The 2440-nt window shown below is 69.3% G+C and carries 2 protein-coding genes; both read left to right on the top strand.

The window, feature by feature from the left end; all coding sequences use genetic code 11:
* Positions 1-489, top strand: a 489-nt coding sequence (locus VFL64_RS16885) for a type VI secretion system baseplate subunit TssG (RefSeq protein WP_489541542.1), incomplete at its 5' end; no start/stop codon positions are given.
* On the top strand, positions 482-2440 hold a 1959-nt coding region (locus VFL64_RS16890; protein WP_489541543.1), incomplete at its 3' end, for an AAA family ATPase. The genes VFL64_RS16885 and VFL64_RS16890, both read left to right, overlap by 8 nt.

Genomic DNA, 2440 nt, shown 5'->3' on the forward strand with positions numbered 1-2440 from the left:
GAGACCATCGTCAAGGTGCTGCGCCAGTACTTCCAGGTGCCCATCCGCATCGAGTCCCATGTGGGGCACTGGCTGCCCCTGCGCCACGAAGACCGCAGCCGCCTCGGGCGCCCCGGTGCGCGGCGCAGTGCGCCGCTCGGCGTGTCGGCCGTCGCCGGCGCGAAGGTGTGGGACCGCCAGTACAAGCTGCGCCTGCACATCGGCCCGCTCACCCTTGCCCAGTACCGGCAGTTCCTGCCCGGCCAGCCCGCGCTGACCGAGCTGCGCGACTGGATGCGCCAGCTCCTCGGTTTCGACATGCTGTGGGACGTGCGCCTCGTGCTCCAGGGCAGCGAGGTGCCGGCGCTCGGCATGGACCGCACTGCCTCGCTCGGCCGCAGCACCTGGCTGGGCCGCAAGACGCCGCACCCCGACCGCGGCGAGCTGCGCCTGAACCCCTCGCGCCCGGCCGCGCGGCCACCATCCTCGGGAGACCACCATCATGGCTGAGATCAGTCGCGCCGCCCTCTTCGGCAAGCTCAACCCGCTGGCCTACAAGGCGATCGAAGGCGCCACCGTGTTCTGCAAGCTGCGCGGCAACCCCTATGTGGAGCTGCAGCACTGGTTCTTCCAGATCCTGCAGACGCAGGACTCCGACCTGCACCGCATCGCCAAGCACTACGGCATGGACGCCTCCAACCTGGTGGCCGACCTGCAGAACGCGCTCGACCGCCTGCCGCGCGGCGCCTCGTCCGTCACCGACCTCTCCAGCTTCGTGGAAGACGCGGTCGAGCGCGCCTGGGTCTACGGCTCGCTGATGTTCGGGGGCACCCAGGTGCGAACCGGCTTCCTCGTCATCGGCCTGCTCAAGACCAAGAACCTGCGCAACGTGTTGATGTCCATCAGCAAGCAGTTCGAGCGCATCCAGACCGACGAGCTGACCGAGAACTTCCTGAAGATCGTGCACGGCTCGCCCGAAGACCAGCAGGCCGCCAGCGAGAGCGGCGCCGCGCCCGGCGAGGCCAGCGGCGCCATCTCGCCCGCCGCCATGGGCAAGCAGGAAGCACTCAAGCAGTTCACCACCGACCTCACCGAGCAGGCGCGCGGCGGCAAGATGGACCCGATCGTCGGCCGCGACGACGAGATCCGCCAGGTGGTCGACATCCTGATGCGCCGCCGGCAGAACAACCCCATCCTGATCGGCGAGGCCGGCGTGGGCAAGACGGCCGTGGTCGAAGGTTTCGCCCAACGCATCGCGCGCGGCGATGTGCCGCCTTCGCTCAAGGACGTGGAGCTGCGCACCCTCGACGTTGGCCTGCTGCAGGCCGGCGCCAGCATGAAAGGCGAGTTCGAGCAGCGCCTGCGCTCGGTCATCGACGAGGTGCAGGCCAGCCCCAAGCCCATCATCCTGTTCATCGACGAGACGCACACGCTCGTCGGCGCGGGCGGCGCGGCCGGCACCGGCGACGCGGCCAACCTGCTCAAGCCGGCGCTTGCGCGCGGCCAGCTGCGCACCATCGGCGCGACCACCTTCGCCGAGTACAAGAAGCACATCGAGAAAGACCCGGCCCTGACCCGCCGCTTCCAGAGCGTCACGGTCGACGAGCCCGACGAGACTCGCGCGATCCTGATGATGCGCGGCGTCGCGTCCACCATGGAAGCGCACCACAAGGTGCAGATCCTGGATGAAGCGCTCGAAGCCGCCGTCAAGCTCTCGCACCGCTACATCCCGGGCCGGCAGCTGCCCGACAAGTCGGTGAGCCTGCTCGACACCGCCTGCGCCCGCGTGGCCGTGAGCCTGCACGCCACGCCGGCCGAGGTGGACGATTGCAGCAAGCGCATCGACGCGCTGGTGACCGAGCAAGGCATCATCGGCCGCGAAGGCGCGATCGGCATCGACACGAAGAAGCGCGCTGCGCTGGTCGAAGAGCAGCTCGCCGCCGAGCGCAAGCGGCTTGATGGCCTGCAGACCCGCTGGCAGGCCGAGAAGACCCTGGTCGACCAGCTGCTCGGCCTGCGCGCCAAGCTGCGCGGCGCCGTCGAGCCGGTCGAAGGCACCGGCAGCAAGCTGGAGAAAGGTGCCGAGGCGGTGGCCACCGACATCCCCAAACTCTCGGACGCCGAGCGCAGCGCCGCACTGGAAGAGCTGCACCGCGTGCAGGGCGAACTCGCCAAGCTGCAGGGCGAAAGCCCGCTGATCCTGCCCACGGTCGACTACCAGGCCGTGGCCAGCGTGGTGGGCGACTGGACCGGCATCCCCGTCGGGCGCATGGCCGCCAACGAGATCGAAACGGTGCTGAACCTGGCAAAGAACCTGGGTCAGCGCGTGATCGGGCAGGACCACGCGATGGAGATGATCGCCAAGCGCATCCAGACCTCGCGCGCGATGCTCGACAACCCGAGCAAGCCCATCGGCGTGTTCATGCTGGCCGGCACCTCGGGCGTGGGCAAGACCGAGACG

Source organism: Rhizobacter sp., assembly GCF_035702065.1.
In the GTDB taxonomy this organism is placed as follows: domain Bacteria; phylum Pseudomonadota; class Gammaproteobacteria; order Burkholderiales; family Burkholderiaceae_C; genus Rhizobacter.